Genomic DNA, 18,976 nt, shown 5'->3' with positions numbered 1-18,976 from the left:
TCAGCTGTGCGGAGAGAAAAAGCTGTCATGATTCTGCTTCTTGTATTATAATAGATAACAGTGCCGTTCCGCCAATAAGAAGGTCAGACGTTTCAGCAGTGTATGGCGGCGCACGGGATGGAAGGAGTCAGACATGAATATTATCAATATTGAACATATCAGCAAGATATACGGGGAGAAGGTGATCTATGCTGATGCGTCCTTTGGCATTCAGCAGGGGGACAAGGTCGGCGTTGTCGGGATCAACGGAACAGGAAAGTCCACGCTGCTTAAGATGATCGCCGGGGAGGAAACTCCGGAGAAAGGGCAGGTTGTCCGGCAGAACGGGCTTAAAATCGCGTATGTTCCGCAGAACCCGGTGTTTCCGGAGGGCGCTTCCGTGAAAGACTTTGCCTTTACGGACATGGGATCGGATCAGTGGCTCGTGGAATCGAATCTCATGGAGCTGGGAATCACAGATACGAATCAGAAGATAGAGCATCTCTCGGGAGGCCAGAAGAGAAGAGTTGTGCTGGCAAAGACGCTCTCAGAGGAGTTTGACGTACTCCTTCTCGACGAGCCAACCAACCACCTGGACGGGGCCATGATCCGCTGGCTTGAGGACTACCTGCGGTCGTTTAAGGGAACCGTGGTTATCGTGACCCATGACCGGTATTTCCTTGACCGTGTGACGAACCGGATTCTGGAGATCAGCCGAGGGAAGATGTACGGATATGATTCGGATTACTCCGGGTTTCTCGAGCTGAAGGCGGCAAGGGAAGAGATGGAGCTCGCCACAGAGCGGAAAAGGCAGAGTGTCCTTCGCATGGAACTGGAGTGGGCGAAGCGGGGATGCCGGGCGAGAACGACGAAACAGCAGGCCAGGCTGAAACGGCTGGAAGCGCTGAAAAACGAAAAGGCGCCGGTGCAGGACCAGACGGTGGAGCTGGGAAGTGTCAGTACCCGCATGGGGAAGAAGACGATTGAACTTCACCACGTAAGCAAGCGCTTCGGGGAGAAGAAAATTGTCGAGGATTTTACATATATTGCGCTGAAAAACCAGCGGCTCGGCATTATCGGGCCAAACGGATGCGGAAAGTCCACGCTGCTTAAGATGATCGCCGGAATCCTGAAGCCGGACAGCGGGGAAGTGGAGATCGGGGAGACGATAAAGATCGGCTACTTCGCCCAGGAGGAACAGCACATGGACGACAGCCAGAGGGTGATCGACTATGTAAAGGACATCGGGGAGTACATCACAACGACGGACGGAAAACTCACCGCGTCAGCTCTCCTTGAGCGGTTTCTCTTCACGCCGGACATGCAGTACGCGCCCATCGGCAAGCTTTCCGGCGGCGAGAAGCGCCGTCTCTATCTGCTGGGCGTGCTGGCGGAAAATGCCAATGTGCTTCTATTCGACGAGGCGGGCAACAACCTGGATATCCCCACCCTCACGATTCTGGAGGACTATCTGAATTCCTTTTCCGGGATCGTGATCACGGTGTCCCATGACCGGTATTTTCTTGACAACGTGGCTGACCGTATTCTGGAGATGGACGGAAAAGGAGGAATCCGTCAGTTTGAGGGTGGATATACGGATTATCTGGCGGCAAAACAGCGCGAGGCTGCCCTGGAGACGAAAGCAGAGGGAAAAGACGGACGAACGGGAAAGGACGAACAGGCGGGAAAGGATGCCGCCCGCTCGGAAAGCGGAGAAAAGGAGCCGTCAAAAGAGTGGAAACAGCGCTCTTCCAGACTGAAGTTTACCTATAAGGAGCAGAGAGAATACGAGACCATCGACGATGAGATCGCGGCGCTGGAGGAGAAGATCGCATCCATAGAGCGGCAGATCGCGGCCAACGCGACGAACTCCGTCAAACTGAGGGAACTGATGGCAGAGCAGGAGAAAGCGCAGGCGGAGCTTGATGGGAAGACGGAGAGATGGGTTTACTTAAACGATCTGGCCGAGCGGATCGAACAGCAGAGATGAACGGGCTGAAAAATACCTGACAAAACTGTCAACAGAAATATCTGACAAAAATGCCAACAGATTCTTGACAAAGAATGTGACAGTTGGTAATATTAAGGAAGACAAAAACAGAATGCACTCTGTTTTTTAAAAACGGGGTGCAAAGCGGATGTGAAAGATCCGCTTCAAGGGAGTATCCCGCAGCGGGGATTCTCCTGAAACGGGAAGGAGAGGAATGAATGAGAAGACAGGTATTTTCCCTGCTTGTAGACAACAATCCCGGTGTCTTGAGCCGTATTTCGGGCCTGTTCAGCCGCCGCGGATACAGCATCGACAGCATTACCGCAGGCATGACGGCTGATCCGAGATTCACAAGAATCACGGTTGTGTCGTCCGGAGACGAACTGATCCTGTCCCAGATCGAGAAACAGGTCAGAAAGCTGGAGGATGTCGTCGCGATCAAAGTGTTAAAAGATGACGAGTCCGTATGCCGGGAACTGATTATGGTGAAACTGCGCGCCAACGCCGCGCAGAGAGGAGAGATTATCTCCGTCGCGGATATTTTCCGCGCAAAGATTGTGGACGTGGAGGAGGACTCCCTGATCGTGGAGCTTACCGGCACGCAGACGAAACTGGAAGCATTCCTGAATCTTCTGAAAGGCTATGAGATACTGGAACTGGCAAGGACCGGAATCACAGGCCTCTCAAGAGGAAGTAAGGATGTAGCATATTTATAATTATTTATTTAGGAGGAATGCAAAATGGCAGCAAAAATTTATTATCAGGAAGACTGTAACCTTTCTCTTCTCGAGGGAAAGACAATCGCGATCATCGGCTACGGAAGCCAGGGACACGCTCACGCGCTGAACTTAAAGGAGTCTGGCTGCAACGTTATCATCGGTCTTTATGAGGGAAGCAGATCCTGGGCAAAGGCTGAGGCTCAGGGATTTGAAGTGTTTACCGCGGCTGAGGCTGCGAAGAAAGCCGATATCATCATGATCCTGATCAACGATGAGAAACAGGCTGCATTATATAAGAACGACATTGAGCCGAATCTGGAGGAGGGCAATATGCTGATGTTCGCTCACGGATTCAACATTCACTTCGGCCAGATCGTTCCGCCGGCATATGTTGACGTTACAATGATCGCTCCGAAGGCTCCGGGCCACACAGTAAGAAGCGAGTATCAGGCAGGAAAGGGAACTCCGTGCCTTGTAGCGGTAGAGCAGGACTACACAGGAAAGGCTCTTGACAAAGCACTGGCATACGGACTTGCAATCGGCGGAGCAAGAGCAGGTATCCTTGAGACAACATTCAGAACAGAGACAGAGACAGACCTCTTCGGTGAGCAGGCAGTTCTCTGCGGCGGTGTCTGCGCGCTGATGCAGGCAGGATTTGAGACTCTCGTTGAGGCGGGGTACGATCCGAGAAACGCTTACTTTGAGTGTATCCATGAGATGAAACTGATCGTAGACCTGATCTATCAGTCCGGATTCGCCGGAATGAGATACTCCATCTCCAACACAGCTGAGTACGGCGACTACATCACAGGACCGAAGATCATCACAGATGATACAAAGAAAGCGATGAAGCAGATCCTCAAAGACATCCAGGACGGAACATTTGCAAAAGACTTCCTGCTTGACATGTCAGAGGCAGGCGGACAGGCTCACTTCCGCGCAATGAGAAAACTTGCGTCAGAGCATCCGTCGGAGAAGATCGGTGAGGAAATCAGAAAACTCTACAGCTGGAGCGATGAGGACAAGCTGATCAACAACTAATCTGCAGCAAACGGACGATTCATCCGGGAATTGTTATCTGAGAAAGAAATTCAGTACAGGCCAGGCTCTCTTTAAAGAAAGTCTGGCCTTGCTTTTAGAGAGGAAGATCTGAGTGGAGGAACATATTCACAAAGAGGGCGAATGCATTCAGAAAGAGAATGAACCTGTTCAGAAAGAGGACGAACCAGTCCAGAAAAAGGAAGAGAACGATTTCAGCCAGGGCAGTATCGCGAAGAATATTCTCGGTCTTGCCGTCCCCATGACGCTCGCCCAGCTCATCAATGTGCTGTACAGTGTGGTGGACCGGATCTACATCGGACATATTCCCCATGCGTCGGCGGAGGCTCTGACCGGCATCGGACTCTGCCTTCCGGTCATTACGATTATTTCCGCGTTCGCGAATCTGTTCGGCATGGGCGGTGCGCCGCTGTGCTCGATTGCAAGGGGAGGCCACGAGGAGGAACGCGCGGAGAAAGTTATGGGAAACTCGTTTTTCATGCTGATTCTCTCAGGCGTGATTCTGATGGCAGCCTGTCTTATTTTCAGGAGGCCTCTTCTGTATCTGTTCGGCGCGAGCAGTGCGACGTACGGCTATGCGGATCAGTATATCACAGTTTACCTCATCGGCACTCTGTTTGTCATGACAAGTCTGGGAATGAACAACTTCATTAATTCCCAGGGGTTTGGGAGAATCGGAATGCTCACAGTGCTTCTCGGGGCGGTTCTGAACATTATTCTGGACCCTCTTTTTATCTTTGTATTCGGGATGGGAGTGCAGGGAGCCGCCATAGCGACAGTGATATCCCAGGGGGCATCCGCTGCGTGGGTGCTGAAGTTTCTGACTGGAAAGAAGGCGCTTTTAAAACTGAGCCGCCGGTCCATGAAGCCGGATCTCTCTCTGATCAAAGAGATCACCCTGCTCGGAACGTCAGGATTCGCCATGTCCGTCACAAACGGAATCGTACAGATCGTGTGCAACGCGGTGCTTGCGAGAAGCGGCGGAGATCTGTATGTGGGAATCATGACAGTGATCAATTCCGTGAGAGAGATTATCACCATGCCTGTGACCGGACTGACATCCGGCGCTCAGCCTGTGATCGGATACAATTACGGAGCGGGATGCTACAGACGGGTGAAGGACGCCATCAAGTTTATGTCCGCCGGATGTATCGTGTTTTCCGTGATTGTGTGGGCGCTGCTCTTTTTCGAGCCGCGGTTTTTCCTGCATCTGTTTACCCAGGAGACAGAGCTGATCGGGCAGGGCATCCCGGCGATGAGAGTGTACTTCTGCGGAATATTCATGATGGCGCTGCAGTTTGCGGGACAGGCCGTCTCTGTGGCACTGAACCGGCCGAAGCAGGCAGTTTTCTTCTCCATCTTCAGAAAGGTGATCATCGTTGTTCCGCTGACGCTGATTCTGCCGATGGTCGGGAACCTGGGGACGATGGGTGTCTTTCTGGCGGAGCCTGTCTCAAACGTGATTGGAGGCACGGCCTGCTTTGTCACAATGCTCATTACCGTCTGGCCGATGCTGAGAGAAGAGAAAAGCTCTGCTGTCCGGAATGAGTAAAAACTGTCTGAAATATTTGAAAAATATAAAATATTTACTGATTTTTCCTTTCGCATGTGATAAAATGAATATATCAGAATATGAGAATCAAAATATGTGAAACAGAAGGGAGAATGAGGTATGGATGAAAGATTTGTAGATCTGAGATCAACAAAAAACCCGAAAGCACGTATCAAAATGCTGAGCGGACATTTCGCGACGAAAAATTCACACGTTAATACATATATTGATATGTCGACTGTGAAGACGCGTCACAACAATGCGAGAGAGACTGCCAGAACGCTTGCGGATGAGTATATCACCAACACAATGGTAGATACGATCGTGTGCATGAAGAACACGGAAGTGATCGGGACTTTTATGGCAGAACATCTGGCGGACGCGTCCAACATGTCCATGAGTGCGGGAAATAATATCTCTGTTGTAACCCCGGAATTTGACGCTACAGGCCAGATCCTTTTCCGTGACAACAACCAGAGAATGATCGAGGGCAAGCAGGTGCTCATCCTGACTGACTCCATGGCCACAGGCAGCCTGACGATGCAGGCAATCGAGTCCGTTCTCTACTACGGCGGAACGGTCTGCGGTATCTGCGCGGTGTTCAGCGCCATATCAAAAGTGGCGGGGATGGAAGTGAAGACAATTTTCACCGGCTCCGATCTGCCGGATTACCATGTGTATAACGCGCATGAGTGCCCGCTGTGCAGGGAAAACCACCGCCTGGACGGGCTCATAAACAGCTTCGGGTACGTGAGATTGTAAGCGCTCGCCAAGGCCCCGGGCAAGCCCGGACTTATGAACGTTGCCAGTACAAAAAGAGACATCCGCCTGACGGGAACGGATGTCTCTTATCTTTCTATCTCTATCAAATTAAGCAATGCCGTTTACAGCTTTTGACAGACGAGAAATCTTTCTGGAAACAGTCTTTTTGTGATAAACACCCTTGCTTCCTGCTTTGGAAATCTCAACAATCGCTGTATGAAGGGCAGCCTTTGCAGCCTCAGCGTCTTTCTGCGCAACCGCAGCATCCACTTTTCTTACTGCAGTCTTAACTCTTGACTTGATTGCCTTGTTTCTTGCAGCCTTTGTCTCGTTTACTAAAATTCTCTTCTTAGCAGACTTAATGTTAGCCAACCTGTACACCTCCAAATACATGAAATATCAAAAATGAATCATGTGCTTCAACAGATTCGGACACGGACGCTCCGCTGAAACATACTCATTCATTTTATGCTAACCGGCAGGGGTTGTCAATACATAAATTGAGAATTATTGCAAAAACTGTTACGGAAAGCAGGAAACAAGCGGATAAGCCCGCAGTGACGGAGGAGGATGTGACATGCTGAGAAATTACAGTGTGCGTACCGATCTTGCGCTCGAGGAAAAAGAGCGCTTTGAGTCGGACGATGTGGAGATCCAGGGTGTTGTTCTTAATGAACGCTATGATGAGGAACGGGAGATGCGCCTGACACGGGTGGAAATACGGACAGAGAACGGGGCGAAAGCCATGGGGAAGCCGGTCGGCCTTTATCTGACTCTTGAGACGCCGAATCTGGCGCTGCCTGATGAGGAAAACCGGAGAGAAGTCGCGGAAGAACTGTGCCGGTGTATCCGCGAGCTGATCGGACGGCACAGAAAAGAAGAGAAGGACGGTCTGTCTGTTCTTGTGGCAGGACTTGGAAACAGGGAAGTGACTCCCGATGCCCTGGGGCCCTATGTGGCAGATCATCTGGCAGTGAACCGGCATGTTGTGAAAGAGTACGGAAAATATGCCATGAATATGGAACACGCCCCTGTGATCAGCGCCGTTGTTCCCGGTGTGATGGGACAGACGGGAATGGAGAGCGCGGAGATTATCAGAGGGATCGTGAGGGAGACGAACCCTGACCTTGTCATTGCCGTTGATGCGCTTGCCGCGCGCAACAGCAGGAGACTGAACCGGACGATCCAGATTGCGGATACAGGAATCCATCCCGGTTCCGGGGTTGGAAACCACAGGTGCGGGATGACGGAGGAGTCGCTGGGTGTGCCTGTCATCGGGATTGGGGTACCGACGGTAGTGGACGCAGCAACGATTGTAAATGATACGATGGAGAATTTCATAAGAGCGCTGGAGTCCTCAGAATCATTTAAAGGAGTGGGGGAGGTGCTGCGCTCATACAATGCGGGGGAGAAGTATGAGTTTGTAAAGGAACTGATCGCTCCGCACCTGAACGGGATGTTTGTCACTCCGAAGGATGTGGACGAGATGATCCGGCAGATCAGCCATACGATCTCGGAGGCCATAAACATGCTTGTGACGCAGGCGTGAGGCGGCAGCGCAGAAGACGGGCTCAGGACGGCGGTACAGAAAATGGGCTCAGGACGGCGGCCGCAGAAAGGGAACGGATAAAGAAACAGAAGGAATAAGAGGACGGAAGGCAGCATAGGATTACAGAAAACACAGGAAAGGGCGCCGCCGCGATATGGACAGACTGAGAAAACGAAATTTCAGACAGGCTGGCACCGCAGCTCTTGCAGCGGTTCTTCTGTTCTGCACACTCTGTATCAGCTCGGAAGGGTTCGGGAAAAACTGGAGGTACGGCATTCAGAAGCAGATCCTCACCAAAGCACAGGAAATATACATGCCTGTATTTACATGGGTGAACCGAACCCCTGGGGAAGAACCACTGGAGTGGGTGAGACAGCGGACTCTGGCATGGTTTCCGATTATCAGTTACGTGGAGAAAAACGCGGAGATTTCCACGTCAATTGAAGACGAGGAGACCATTGCCAGAATCCTCGAAGCACAGGCCGGCGACGAGAATGCAGTGGATGAGAACGGCAACCTTGTGGGGGAGCCGGACGAGTCGGAAGCCGCAGCGCAGACGGTGACGCCGACAGTGGATATGTCCATTGAGAAGTTAAGAGACTTCGACTATCTGCTGAGCAACTTCTACACTGTGGACAGCTCCACCATGATCGGGCCGGACCAGCTGAACGCGGATGATCTTCTCGGACGCAGCATGAAGATCGACAACACGACAGGCGGACCGAAGATTCTGATCTTCCATACCCACTCTCAGGAAGAGTTCGTTGATTCCACGCCCGGGGACCCGGCTACGAGCATCGTCGGCGTGGGGGAATATCTGACGCAGCTTTTAAATGAGAAAGGAATTGAGACGATCCACGATACCGGCGTGTATGACATCATAAACGGAGAACTCGACCGGAGCAACGCCTACGAGTACGCGGAGGCCGGAGTGCGCCCGATCCTGGAGGCAAACCCGACGATCGAGGTGGCCATTGACCTGCACCGCGACGGCGTCGCGGAAGGGACCCATCTTGTGACGGAGATCAACGGGAAGCCGACCGCGAAGATCATGTATTTCAACGGGCTGAGCCGGTCCAGAACAAACGGCGACATTGACTATCTGTACAATCCGTACATACAGGATAACCTGGCTTTTTCTCTCCAGATGCAGCTTGCCTCCGAGAGCCTTTACCCGGGATTTGTCCGGCATATCTATTTAAGAGCCTACCGGTACAATCTGCACCTGCTGCCGAAATCCCTCCTTGTGGAGGCGGGGGCCCAGACGAACACGGTGGAGGAGATGATGAACGCCATGGAAGTGCTGGCCGATACACTGTACCATGTGATTATGGAAGAGTGAGGTTCATTTCAGACTGTTTCAGACGGGGGCGTTCATCCATGCGCTCATCCATGTTGTGTTTTTTCTGTTGAAAACCACAAGGACTGGTGATATAGTATGAAATGGATTGTTCTGCGCGAAAGCAGGATGACGGTGCGGACGGGGCGAAAGGGAAGCGCTTTTTGTTCCGCCCGGACGAAAAGAGAAGGAGAATGAAAATGGCAGGAAACAGCACATATGATGCGGGCAGCATTGCGGTCCTTGAAGGACTGGAAGCAGTCCGCAAACGCCCGGGCATGTACATAGGAAGTGTGTCCACGAAAGGACTCAATCATCTGATCTACGAGATTGTGGACAATGCGGTGGACGAGCATCTGGCAGGGTACTGCTCGGAGATTCATGTCACACTGGAAAAGGACGGTTCCGCAACCGTATCGGACAACGGGCGCGGGGTTCCGGTGGACATGCATCAGAAAGGGGTGTCCGCGGCCCGGGTCGTCTACACTACGCTTCACGCGGGAGGAAAGTTTGACGATACTGCATATAAGACAAGCGGAGGACTTCACGGTGTTGGTTCCTCGGTCGTAAATGCGCTGTCCGCCTACATGGACGTAAAGATCAGCAAAGACGGATACATCCACCACGACCGGTATGAGAAGGGCGTGCCGGTGATTGAACTGGAGGACGGACTGCTGCCGAAGATCGGGAAGACGAGAAAGACGGGGACGACTGTGAATTTCCTCCCGGATGACACCATCTTCGAGAAGACGAAGTTCCGGGCGGAGGAGGTGAAAAGCCGTCTCCATGAGACCGCCTACTTAAATCCGGAGCTTACGATTATCTTTGACGACAAGAGGCCGGAGGAGCCGGAGCATATCGAGTATCATGAGCCGGACGGGATTCTCGGTTTTATCCGGGATCTCAACCGGAAGAAGGAAACCCTCCATGAACCCGTCTATTTCAAGGGAACAGCGGATGGCATCGAGGTGGAGGCTGCCTTCCAGTATGTGAACGAGTTCCACGAAAACGTGCTCGGCTTCTGCAATAATATCTATAACTCGGAGGGCGGAACCCATCTGACCGGATTCAAGACCATGTTCACGACGGTGATGAACCAGTACGCCCGCGAGCTGGGAATCCTGAAGGAGAAGGACGCCAATTTCACCGGTGCCGACATCCGGAACGGGATGACCGCGATTATCTCCATCAAGCACCCGGACCCGAGGTTCGAGGGGCAGACAAAGACGAAGCTGGACAACCCTGACGCGTCCAAGGCGGTCAGCAAGGTCACCGGAGAGGAGATCGTCCGGTACTTTGACCGGAATCTGGACACGCTGAAATCGGTTCTCTCAAGCGCGGAGAAGGCGGCGAAGATCCGGAAGACGGAGGAGAAGGCAAAGACGAATCTTCTGTCAAAGCAGAAATACTCTTTTGACAGCAACGGAAAGCTGGCCAACTGCGAGAGCAGAGACCCGAAGAAGTGCGAGATCTTCATCGTAGAGGGAGATTCCGCCGGCGGTTCCGCAAAGACGGCCAGGGACAGAAGTTTCCAGGCGATCCTTCCGATCCGCGGAAAGATCTTAAATGTGGAGAAGGCGAGCATCGACAAGATTCTGGCAAACGCGGAGATCAAGACGATGATCAATGCCTTCGGGTGCGGATTCTCGGAAGGGTACGGCAACGATTTTGATATCACGAAGCTGAAGTATGACAAGATCATCATCATGGCCGATGCAGATGTGGACGGAGCCCATATCTCCACCCTTCTGCTCACGCTGTTCTACCGGTTCATGCCGGAGCTGATCTACGAGGGACATGTGTATATTGCCATGCCGCCGCTTTATAAAGCCATGCCGAAAAACGGCGGGGAAGAATACCTCTACGACGACAAGGCGCTGGAGAAATACAGGAAGACCCACAAAGGGCCATTTACCCTGCAGCGGTACAAAGGTCTGGGAGAGATGGACGCGGAGCAGCTCTGGGAGACGACGCTGGACCCGGAAAGACGTCTGTTAAAGCTTGTGGAGATCGAGGACGCGCGGATGGCGTCAAGCGTGACCGAGATGCTCATGGGAACAGAAGTGCCTCCGAGAAGGGCATTTATCTATGAGAACGCGACAGAGGCGGAGCTTGACATTTGATGCGGCGCCCGGCTGCCCGGCCGCAGAACCCGCTGCCGGTACAGAAAGAAGGGGCTTCCGTTAAGATAAAGGAGACAGAACATGAACAGTGAATCACAGATCATAAGGACCGAGTATTCGGACCTTATGAAAAAATCATATATCGATTATGCCATGAGCGTAATCATTGCCAGGGCTCTGCCGGACGTCAGAGACGGGCTCAAGCCGGTGCAGAGGCGCACCCTCTACGATATGTACGAGCTCGGCATCCGCTATGACCGGCCGTACAGGAAGTGCGCCCGTATCGTGGGAGATACGATGGGTAAATATCACCCCCACGGGGACAGTTCCATCTACGAGGCGCTTGTGGTCATGGCCCAGGACTTTAAGAAAGGCCAGATCCTTGTGGACGGCCACGGAAACTTCGGCTCCATCGAGGGGGACGGCGCGGCCGCCATGCGTTACACCGAGGCGCGTCTTACGAAGTTTACCCAGGAAGTGTGTCTGGGAGACCTGGACAAGGATATCGTGGATTTCGGCCCCAACTTCGACGAGACGGAGAAAGAGCCGCTGGTGCTTCCTGTGCGCGTGCCGAATCTGCTCGTAAACGGCGCGGAGGGAATCGCGGTGGGAATGGCCACGAGCATCCCGACGCACAACCTGGGTGAAGTTATCGACGCGGTGAAGGCATATATGAAAAACGACGCCGTCAGCACGAAGCAGCTCATGAAATACATCAAGGGGCCGGACTTCCCCACAGGAGGTATCGTTGTCAACAAGGACGACCTGCCGGAGATCTATGAGACCGGACAGGGAAAGATCCGCATCCGCGGAAAGGTGGAAGTGGAGGAATTAAAAGGCGGGAAGAAACAGCTCGTCATCAGCGAGATCCCCTACACCATGATCGGAACCGGCATCGGAAAGTTCCTAAACGATGTGGCAGCGCTTGTGGAGACGAAGAAGACGACGGATATCGTGGATATCTCGAACCAGTCTTCCAAAGAGGGAATCCGGATCGTCCTGGAACTGAAAAAGGGCGCGGACGTGGAGAACTTAAAAAACATGCTCTACAAGAAGACGCGGCTTGAGGACACCTTCGGCGTCAATATGCTTGCCGTGGCCGACGGGCGTCCGGAGACGCTGGGACTTAAGAAGATCATCGAGCACCATGTGGACTTCCAGTTTGAGCTTGCTACGAGAAAATACAACACACTGCTCGCAAAAGAACGGGAGAAGAGCGAAGTTCAGGAAGGACTGATTAAGGCGTGCGATGTGATCGACCTGATTATCGAGATCCTCCGGGGAAGCAAGTCGGTAAAAGACGCCCGGGCGTGTCTTGTAAACGGCGTGACGGACAATATTAAATTCAAGTCAAACATTTCCAAAAAGATGGCGGCCATGCTCCGGTTTACCGAGCGGCAGGCCACCGCAATCCTGGAGATGAGACTGTACCGCCTGATCGGTCTTGAGATCGAGGCGCTCCGCGCAGAACATGAGCAGACGCTTCAGAATATCGCCCGCTACGAGGATATCCTGAACAATTATGACTCCATGGCAGGGGTGATCATGGAGGAACTGGACGGGTATAAAAAAGAGTTCGGCAGAAAACGCCGCACGGCTATAGAGAACGCGGAGGAAGCCGTGTTCGAGGAGAAGAAGATTGAGGAGCAGGAGGTTGTCTTCCTCATGGACCGGTTCGGATATGCGAAAACCGTAGATCCTGCGGTCTATGAGAGAAACAGGGAGGCTGCGGACCATGAGAACCGGTATGTGGTCCACTGCATGAACACCGGAAAGCTCTGTCTCTTTACCGATACGGGGCGGATGCATCAGGTAAGGGTGCAGGATCTTCCATATGGAAGGTTCCGGGACAAGGGAACGCCCATCGACAATGTGAGCAACTATACAAGCAGCGATGAGCAGATCATCATGGTCTGCGATTCAGAACAGATGCGTTTCGCCATGCTTCTTTTCGCCACAGCTCAGGGTATGGTGAAAAAAGTGGAGGGGAGCGAGTTCCAGGTGTCCAAGCGGACCATTGCGGCGACGAAGCTCCAGGAAGGGGATTCCCTCATCGCCGTCCGGGTGATTACAGACAACTTAAATGTTGTGCTCCAGACGCGAAACGGCTATTTCCTCAAATTTGCCGCGGCGGAAGTCCCGGTGAAGAAGAAGGCTGCCGTAGGTGTGAGAGGCATCCGGCTTCAGAAGAAGGACGAACTGGAAAACGTGTGGCTCTTCGAGGAGGGGACGGAGACGAAGATCCTCTATAATGAAAAAGAAGTCACGCTCAACCGCTTAAAACAGGCAAAACGTGACGGAGTGGGGACGAAATACAGAGGATAGGTCCCGAAACGGCTGAAAATCCCTGAAAAATCCCGGAAGTTTGCCGAAAACCCCCTTGCAATCGCAGGAAAACAGTGGTATACTACACAATAGTTACATAAGGAACCCGGCAGAAGAGTGAACGAAAGTTCACTCTTCTTTGTTGCAGTGCATCTGCAGGAGGATGACAGCGGCATCTGGCGGGGCTTTGAATAAGAAAGGAAGTATAGCGTGTCCAGAAAAGAAGATTACGAACAGAAGACAGAAGAGCTCCTGACGCCGATTGTCGACAGGCTGGGATTTGAGCTGGTTGATGTGGAGTATGTAAAGGAAGGGGGAACCTGGTACCTGAGAGCTTACATTGATAAGCCGGGAGGAATCACGGTGGACGACTGTGAGGCGGTGAGCCGGGAGTTTTCCGATATCCTTGACGAGAAAGACTATATCGCGGATTCCTATGTTTTTGAGGTCAGCTCTCCGGGACTCGGGAGACCGCTCAAAAAAGAGAAAGATTTTAAGAGGAGCATCGGTGAGGAAGTGGAGATAAGGACTTACCGGGCGGTTGACAGACAGAAAGAATTCGTCGGAATTCTTCTGAGATACGATGAGAACACCGTGACGATCGGGTATGAGGATGAGACAGAACAGACATTTGAACGCTCAGACATTGCGCTGATCCGTCTGGCTTTGGATTTTTAATTATATTAGGAGGAAAGCAAGAATGAACACAGAATTAATGGAAGCTTTGACAATTCTGGAGAAGGAGAAAAACATCAGCAGGGACGTCATGATGGACGCTATTGAAAATTCGCTGATCAGCGCCTGTAAGAACCATTTCGGAACGGCGGAGAACATCAAGGTGATCATGGACCGTGAGACATGCGACTATGCGGTTTACGCGGAGAAGAAAGTTGTGGAAGAGGTGGAGGAGCCGGCTCTCGAGATCAGTCTCGAGGAAGCAGAGCAGATCGACTCCGCACTTCAGATCGGCGATGTGGCGCAGATCCCGGTTCACTCCAAGGAGTTCGGGCGGATCGCCACACAGAATGCGAAGAACCTCATCCTTCAGAAGATCAGAGAAGAAGAGCGGAAAGTTGTGTTCGACCAGTACTTTGAGAAAGAGAAGGATATCGTGACAGGTATTGTTCAGCGCTATGTAGGAAAGAATATCAGCATCAACCTGGGAAGAGCCGACGCCATGCTCACGGAAAACGAGCAGGTGAAAGGCGAGACGTTTAAACCTACGGAGCGCATTAAGCTCTACGTGGTGGAAGTGAAGAACACGCCGAAGGGACCGAAGATCCTCGTGTCCCGTACCCATCCGGAACTGGTGAAGCGCCTCTTTGAAGCGGAAGTGGCTGAGGTAAGAGACGGAACCGTGGAGATCAAAAGCATCGCCAGGGAAGCGGGATCAAGGACGAAGATGGCTGTCTGGTCCAACGATCCGAATGTGGATCCGGTGGGAGCCTGCGTGGGAATGAACGGCGCGAGAGTCAACGCGGTCGTTCAGGAGTTAAGAGGCGAGAAGATCGACATCATCAACTGGGATGAAAACCCGGCGCTCCTGATCGAGAACGCGTTAAGCCCGGCGAAAGTCATTTCCGTTATGGCGGATCCGGAGGAGAAGATCGCAAGCGTCATTGTTCCGGACTACCAGCTTTCCCTTGCCATCGGAAAAGAGGGACAGAACGCAAGACTTGCAGCCCGGCTGACCGGATACAAGATCGACATCAAGAGCGAGACTCAGGCCATCGAGGCGGGCGACCTTCCGGAGAACTACATGGAGCAGATGGGTCTCATGGGTGAGGAAGGATACACCGGAGACTTCGACGAGGAGTATACGGAGGACGGTGAATTCGAGGAATTTGACGGAGCTTACGGCGACGGATACGAAGAAAATTATGACGAAAACTACGACGGCGCATACGAAGAAGATGCGGCGTATGAGGAACCGGCCGGAGAAGAGGACACAGAAGAGTTTGAGTTCATCGAGACGGACGGAAACGAATAGACAGATCAGAATCTGAAGGAGTGGGTTGTTTGGCAGTGAAGAAAAAGATTCCCATGCGGAAATGCGTGGGATGCGGCGAGATGAAGCCGAAGAAAGAACTGATGCGCATCCTCCGCACAGAGAGCGGGGAGTTCGAGGTGGACGCCGGAGGAAAGAAAAACGGCCGGGGCGCTTATATCTGCCGCTCCGTCGGATGTTTCCGGATGGCGGTTAAAAGCCGGGGGCTTGAGCGGTCGTTTAAGCAGGAAATCCCTGCCGATGTGTATGAAAGACTGGAAAAGGAGATGGGCGAGATTGAGAAAGAGGGATAAGGTCCTGTCTCTGATCGGGCTTGCAGTGAGAGCCGGAAGGTGCGTAAGCGGAGAGGCGAAGACCGAGAGCGAGACGAAGTCCGGGAGGGCGGCTCTTGTGATCGTGGCCTCGGACGCATCGGAAAACACAAAGAAAAAGTTTCAGAATATGTGTGAATTTTACAGAGTTCCAATTTATATTTACGGAGATAAAGATACCTTAGGGCATGCAATGGGAAAAGAATTCCGTGCATCTCTGGCAATATTGGACGAAGGATTTGCAGGCGGAATTCAAAAAGAGCTTGACAGCAGTATGAGCGGATCTTGAATGCATAAGGAGGTAGTGATATGACGAAAATGAGGGTACATGAGCTGGCGAAAGAGCTGGGCATAGACAACAGGGAACTGCTGGAGATTTTACAGAAGAAAAATGTGGAGGTAAAGAACCATATGAGCACACTGGAGGACAGCGTGGCTGAGGAAATCAGAAGAGAAGCGGCGTCTTCGCAGACAAAACAGCAGGCGCCGAAAGATACACATGAGAACGGGCCGGAGAGTGCAGAGAAGACAGAACAGGGCGAGGCGCAGGAGAATGCGGCTCCGAAGAAGAAAAATCTTGCCTTTGTAATCCGCCCGCAGAATTCCAAGAACAGCAGCCGGATTCAGGGAAACCGTCCGGCGCAGAGAAATGCCCGCCCGGGACAGGGGCAGGCCCGCCCGGCCCAGGGAGGCCGTCAGGCAGGGGAAGGAAAACCGGCGGGAGCGCGTCCGGTTCATCAGGAGAGACCCGCCCAGGGAGGACGCACCATACCGGCAGGAGCACGTCCGGTACCGGGAACCCGTCCGGCCGCAGAGAACAGACCGGCAGGAGAGCGCATGCCAAGAGCCGAGAGACCGGCACAGGGAACCCGCCCGGCAGCTGAGAGCAGACCGGGCAGCGCAGGAGCGCATCCGGTCCGCCCGGAGAGAAGCGGAGATCGTCCGGTACACGCGGACCGTCCGGAGAGATCATCAGAGCGCCCGGTACACGCGGACCGTCCGGAGAGAGGCGAACGGGGCGAGAGACCGCAGGGAGGCCGCAGCTTCTCAGACCGCCCGTTCCGCGGAGAGCGCGGGGAGCGCAGTGACCGCGGCGAAAGAGGCGAAAGAGGAGGCCGTCCCGCAGGAGACCGTCCTGCAAGAGGAGACCGCCCGGGACAGGGAGACCGTTCCTTTGGCGGCCGTCAGGGAGGACGCCCGGAGAGAGGCGGACGTGACGGAAGAGACGGAAGAGATGGAAGAGACCAGCGGGGAGTAGGACCGCGCGGCGACAGACGCGATACCCGCAGGGATGACATGGGATCTTCCATGGTGGAACAGCAGAAGAGCCAGAGAAACAAGGCAAAGGATAAAGAGCGCGACAACAAGAAGAAGGAATACAGAGATGAAGCGTTCGAGGGCAAAGGCAAGAAGGGAAGAAAGCAGAAACAGGTGACAGAGGCGAAGAAGCCGCAGCCGAAGCAGGAGGAGAAGAAGGAAGAGAAGATCAAACAGATCGTTATTCCGGAAGTTCTCACAATCAAAGAGCTTGCCGACAAGATGAAAGTCGTTCCTTCGGTGATCGTCAAGAAGCTTTTCCTTCAGGGAAAGGTAGTGACAGTAAACCAGGAGATCGACTACGACACAGCGGAAGAGATCGCTCTTGAGTTCGACGTGCTCTGCGAGAAAGAGGAAGTCGTGGACGTGATCGAGGAACTCTTAAAAGAGGATGAGGAGGACGAAAGCCTTATGGTGAAGCGCCCGCCGGTTGTCTGTGTCATGGGACACGTTGACCACGGAAAGACGTCCCTTCTGGACGCTATCAGACACACGAACGTAACGGACCGCGAGGCAGGCGGAATCACACAGCATATCGGAGCCTATGTCGTTGAGGTGAACGGAGAGAAGATCACCTTCCTTGACACACCGGGACATGAGGCGTTTACGGCGATGCGTATGCGCGGCGCCAGCTCGACGGACATCGCAATTCTCGTAGTTGCAGCGGACGACGGCGTGATGCCGCAGACGATTGAGGCCATCAACCACGCGAAAGCGGCGGGAGTGGAGATCATTGTTGCCATCAACAAGATCGACAAACCGGGCGCTAACGTGGAGAGAGTAAAACAGGAACTCACCGAGTATGAGTTGATCCCCGAAGACTGGGGCGGCAGCACGGTATTCGTACCGGTATCCGCACACACGAAGGAAGGTATTCCGGAACTTCTCGAGATGATCCTTCTGACCGCAGAGGTGATGGAGCTTAAGGCGAACCCGAACCGTGCGGCAAGAGGTCTTGTGATCGAGGCAGAGCTCGACAAGGGCAAGGGATCTGTGGCGACAGTTCTCGTACAGAAGGGAACACTCCACGTTGGAGACGCCATCGCGGCGGGAAGCGCACACGGACGTGTCCGCGCCATGATGGATGACCGGGGGAGAAGAGTCAAGGAGGCGGGGCCGTCCCAGCCGGTAGAGATCCTCGGACTCAACGACGTTCCCAACGCGGGAGAAGTGTTCGTGGGATGCGACTCGGAGAAAGAGGCGAGAAACTTCGCGGATACATTCATCGCACAGAACAAGGTGAAGCTGCTTGACGAGACGAAGTCGAGAATGTCCCTTGACGACCTGTTCAACCAGATCCAGGAGGGTAACTTAAAGGAACTCAACATTGTCGTGAAAGCAGACGTACAGGGATCTGTGGAGGCAATCAAGCAGAGCCTCTTAAAACTCTCCAACGACGAGGTCGTAATCAAGATCATCCACGGAGGCGTGGGCGCGATCAACGAATCCGACGTGATCCTGGCGTCCGCATCCAATGCGATTATCATCGGATTCAACGTGCGTCCGGATGCGACCGCAAAGGATATTGCGGAGAGAGAGGGCGTGGATTTAAGACTTTACCGCGTCATCTACAACGCCATCGAGGATGTGGAGGCAGCCATGAAGGGGATGCTCGATCCGGTATTCGAGGAGAAGATACTGGGCCACGCGGAAGTGCGCCAGACATTCAAGGCGTCCGGCGTCGGAACGATCGCGGGAGCGTATGTTCAGGACGGTATTTTCGAGAGAAACTGCTCTGTCCGTCTGATCCGCGACGGCATCGTCATGTTCGACGGACCGCTGGCATCCTTAAAGCGCTTCAAGGACGATGTGAAGGAAGTAAGAGCCGGCTACGAGTGCGGTTTCGTATTCCAGAACTATAATGACATCAAGGAAGGCGACAATGTGGAAGCCTACAAGATGGTAGAGGCTGAGAGAAAATAGCAGGCGCCTGCGCTGCCAGA

At 53.3% G+C, this 18,976-nt stretch carries 15 protein-coding genes; 14 read left to right on the top strand and 1 reads right to left on the bottom strand.

Annotation, left to right across the window (positions count from 1 at the left end; translation table 11 throughout):
• The first annotated feature begins 133 nt into the window (after positions 1-133).
• From LKD70_RS02035 to LKD70_RS02015, 5 genes are all read left to right on the top strand, one after another.
• The gene (locus LKD70_RS02035) at positions 134-1,969 is read left to right on the top strand and encodes an ABC-F family ATP-binding cassette domain-containing protein (protein ID WP_227706383.1); all 1,836 of its coding nucleotides are present in this window, start codon (positions 134-136) and stop codon (positions 1,967-1,969) included.
• A 218-nt stretch (positions 1,970-2,187) separates the two neighbouring features.
• Complete coding sequence (ilvN, locus tag LKD70_RS02030; protein WP_227706382.1) at positions 2,188-2,685, top strand: acetolactate synthase small subunit; 498 nt, start codon at positions 2,188-2,190, stop codon at positions 2,683-2,685.
• A 24-nt stretch (positions 2,686-2,709) separates the two neighbouring features.
• On the top strand, positions 2,710-3,729 hold the full coding sequence (gene ilvC, locus LKD70_RS02025) for a ketol-acid reductoisomerase (protein WP_227706381.1): 1,020 nt from the start codon (positions 2,710-2,712) through the stop codon (positions 3,727-3,729).
• Positions 3,730-3,955: 226 nt separating this feature from the next.
• On the top strand, positions 3,956-5,299 hold the full coding sequence (locus LKD70_RS02020; RefSeq protein WP_456115005.1) for an MATE family efflux transporter: 1,344 nt from the start codon (positions 3,956-3,958) through the stop codon (positions 5,297-5,299).
• 120 nt (positions 5,300-5,419) lie between these two features.
• A complete protein-coding gene (locus LKD70_RS02015; protein WP_227706380.1) occupies positions 5,420-6,061 on the top strand; it encodes a type I phosphoribosyltransferase in 642 nt (213 codons plus the stop codon).
• A 108-nt stretch (positions 6,062-6,169) separates the two neighbouring features.
• Here the strand turns inward: LKD70_RS02015 and rpsT are convergent, their stop codons facing one another.
• Complete coding sequence (gene rpsT / locus LKD70_RS02010; RefSeq protein WP_227706379.1) at positions 6,170-6,433, bottom strand: 30S ribosomal protein S20; 264 nt, start codon at positions 6,431-6,433, stop codon at positions 6,170-6,172.
• 205 nt (positions 6,434-6,638) lie between these two features.
• On the opposite strand from rpsT, the gene gpr reads away from it, so the two are divergent.
• From gpr to infB, 9 genes are all read left to right on the top strand, one after another.
• Positions 6,639-7,610, top strand: coding sequence for a GPR endopeptidase (gpr, locus tag LKD70_RS02005; RefSeq protein WP_227706378.1), 972 nt, complete (start codon positions 6,639-6,641; stop codon positions 7,608-7,610).
• Between the two features lie 154 nt (positions 7,611-7,764).
• Complete coding sequence (gene spoIIP / locus LKD70_RS02000) at positions 7,765-8,952, top strand: stage II sporulation protein P (protein WP_227706377.1); 1,188 nt, start codon at positions 7,765-7,767, stop codon at positions 8,950-8,952.
• 197 nt (positions 8,953-9,149) lie between these two features.
• The gene (locus tag LKD70_RS01995; protein WP_227706376.1) at positions 9,150-11,072 is read left to right on the top strand and encodes a DNA gyrase/topoisomerase IV subunit B; all 1,923 of its coding nucleotides are present in this window, start codon (positions 9,150-9,152) and stop codon (positions 11,070-11,072) included.
• 81 nt (positions 11,073-11,153) lie between these two features.
• Positions 11,154-13,397, top strand: a complete 2,244-nt coding sequence (locus LKD70_RS01990) for a DNA gyrase/topoisomerase IV subunit A (RefSeq protein WP_227706375.1) — start codon at positions 11,154-11,156, stop codon at positions 13,395-13,397.
• Between the two features lie 210 nt (positions 13,398-13,607).
• Positions 13,608-14,075 (top strand): ribosome maturation factor RimP, encoded by a 468-nt coding sequence (gene rimP, locus LKD70_RS01985; protein ID WP_227706374.1) that lies wholly within the window; start codon positions 13,608-13,610, stop codon positions 14,073-14,075.
• 22 nt (positions 14,076-14,097) lie between these two features.
• Positions 14,098-15,387, top strand: a complete 1,290-nt coding sequence (gene nusA, locus LKD70_RS01980; protein ID WP_227706373.1) for a transcription termination factor NusA — start codon at positions 14,098-14,100, stop codon at positions 15,385-15,387.
• A gap of 35 nt (positions 15,388-15,422) precedes the next feature.
• Positions 15,423-15,698, top strand: coding sequence for an RNase P modulator RnpM (rnpM, locus tag LKD70_RS01975; RefSeq protein ID WP_407690883.1), 276 nt, complete (start codon positions 15,423-15,425; stop codon positions 15,696-15,698).
• A complete protein-coding gene (locus LKD70_RS01970; RefSeq protein ID WP_407690878.1) occupies positions 15,682-16,005 on the top strand; it encodes a L7Ae/L30e/S12e/Gadd45 family ribosomal protein in 324 nt (107 codons plus the stop codon). Before rnpM ends, LKD70_RS01970 begins: the two co-directional genes overlap by 17 nt.
• 20 nt (positions 16,006-16,025) lie before the next feature.
• Positions 16,026-18,956, top strand: a complete 2,931-nt coding sequence (gene infB, locus LKD70_RS01965) for a translation initiation factor IF-2 (protein WP_227706371.1) — start codon at positions 16,026-16,028, stop codon at positions 18,954-18,956.
• The last annotated feature ends 20 nt before the right edge of the window (positions 18,957-18,976 follow it).

This window comes from Ruminococcus turbiniformis, from assembly GCF_020687545.1.
Classification (GTDB): Bacteria; Bacillota; Clostridia; order Lachnospirales; family Lachnospiraceae; genus Mediterraneibacter; species Mediterraneibacter turbiniformis.
This window is presented reverse-complemented; position numbering and strand designations above follow the sequence as displayed.

Bases quoted from the DNA above. Each gene is read 5' to 3' on its own strand.
- LKD70_RS02035 (WP_227706383.1), top strand. From the start codon at position 134: ATGAATATTATCAATATTGAACATATCAGCAAGATATACGGGGAGAAG.
- ilvN (WP_227706382.1), top strand. From the start codon at position 2,188: ATGAGAAGACAGGTATTTTCCCTGCTTGTAGACAACAATCCCGGTGTC.
- ilvC (WP_227706381.1), top strand. From the start codon at position 2,710: ATGGCAGCAAAAATTTATTATCAGGAAGACTGTAACCTTTCTCTTCTC.
- LKD70_RS02015 (WP_227706380.1), top strand. From the start codon at position 5,420: ATGGATGAAAGATTTGTAGATCTGAGATCAACAAAAAACCCGAAAGCA.
- gpr (WP_227706378.1), top strand. From the start codon at position 6,639: ATGCTGAGAAATTACAGTGTGCGTACCGATCTTGCGCTCGAGGAAAAA.
- spoIIP (WP_227706377.1), top strand. From the start codon at position 7,765: ATGGACAGACTGAGAAAACGAAATTTCAGACAGGCTGGCACCGCAGCT.
- LKD70_RS01995 (WP_227706376.1), top strand. From the start codon at position 9,150: ATGGCAGGAAACAGCACATATGATGCGGGCAGCATTGCGGTCCTTGAA.
- LKD70_RS01990 (WP_227706375.1), top strand. From the start codon at position 11,154: ATGAACAGTGAATCACAGATCATAAGGACCGAGTATTCGGACCTTATG.
- nusA (WP_227706373.1), top strand. From the start codon at position 14,098: ATGAACACAGAATTAATGGAAGCTTTGACAATTCTGGAGAAGGAGAAA.
- infB (WP_227706371.1), top strand. From the start codon at position 16,026: ATGACGAAAATGAGGGTACATGAGCTGGCGAAAGAGCTGGGCATAGAC.